Origin of the sequence: Bradyrhizobium sp. SZCCHNRI1009, from assembly GCF_032487575.1 — a bacterium.
Classification (GTDB): Bacteria; Pseudomonadota; Alphaproteobacteria; order Rhizobiales; family Xanthobacteraceae; genus Bradyrhizobium.
In genome coordinates, this window is sequence record NZ_JAUEUL010000058.1 from 1 (window position 1) to 1,031 (window position 1,031).

General features: G+C 66.8%; 1 pseudogene. It reads left to right on the top strand.

What is annotated here, in order from left to right:
• Positions 1-1,031: pseudogene (locus QX010_RS33030) on the top strand (hypothetical protein); the annotation flags it as partial.

Sequence of the window (1,031 nt, forward strand, 5' to 3'; positions counted from 1 at the left end):
TCGGGAGGCACGGCCGCATTCGAGGCGTTCGAGACGTCCTTCCACGAGGACTTGAACGGCGACGGCATGATCGGCATCCCGACAACGGTCATCGAGGCCGTGGGATCGACCAGTCTCGTCCAGGCCGGCAACGGCTATTTCCTCAATCCCGTAGGCGGCGGCACGGGCCCGCAAGTCAAGTTCGGCGGCGCCAACCTGGTGGTCGGCCAGCTCGGCGGCTGGACTCCGATCGCGGCCGACGTCGTCGGCAGCGGCTATCAGATCGCCTGGAAGATGGCCGGCGCCAATCTCTACACGGTCTGGAACACCGACGGCAGCGGCGCCTATACGGGCAACGCGATCGGCGCGGTCAGCGGGACGGACAGCGGACTCGAAGCGCTCGAGACCAACCTCCACCAGGACCTGAACGGCGACGGCACGATCGGCATTCCGACCACGGTCATCGAAGCCCTGGGATCGACCAGCCTCGTCCAGTCCGGATCCAGCTACTACCTGAACCCGGTCGGCGGCGGCACAGGTCCCCAGGTCAAGTTCGGCGGCTCCGTCCTCGTCGTCGGTCAGCTCGGCGGCTGGATGCCGATTGCGGCGGACACCGTCGGTGGCGGCTATCAGATCGCCTGGAAGATGACGGGCGCGGACCTCTACACGGTCTGGAATACCGACAGCAGCGGCGCCTATACGAGCAACGCGATCGGCGCCGTCAACGGCACCAACAGCGGTCTGGAAGCGCTGGAGACCAACCTCCATCAGGATCTGAACGGCGACGGCACGATCGGCATCCCCTCGGCCGTGATCGAAGCGCTGGGATCGACGAGCCTGGTGCAATCCGGTTCGACCTACTTCCTCAATCCGGTCGGCGGCGGCACCGGGCCGCAGATCGCGTTCGGCGGCAGCGTCGTCACCGTGGGCCAGCTCGGCGGCTGGAACCCGATCGGCGCGGAGAGCTCCGGCGGCGGCTACCTGGTCGCCTGGAAAATGGCTGGCGTCGACCTCTACACGGTCTGGAATACCGACAGCAGCGGTGCTTACGT